General features: G+C 55.6%; 1 protein-coding gene. It reads right to left on the reverse strand.

From position 1 onward, the window contains the following. A partial coding sequence (locus ACTHSP_RS24200) for an aconitase family protein (RefSeq protein WP_440347245.1) occupies positions 1–232 on the reverse strand: 232 nt, incomplete at both ends.

The following is a 232-nucleotide window of genomic DNA, read 5'->3' on the forward strand; positions in this document are numbered from 1 at the left end:
GGGTAGAATAGTGCGAGTCGCCGCAGACAACGGTCATGCCGGGCAGGGAAGCGCCTAGCTCCGGGCCCAAAACGTGTACGATGCCTTGGCCTTTAACCATAAACGGAAAGTAGGCGATTGCGCCAAACTCTTTAATGTTTTTGTCCAAAGTATCGACGTGCAGTGTGGAACTCGGATCGTGGATACCTTTGTCCCAGTCGCCGGTCGGGGTGGTGTGGTCCGCTGTAGAGTC

The sequence above is a fragment of the Neisseria sp. P0001.S005 genome (assembly GCF_051963715.1).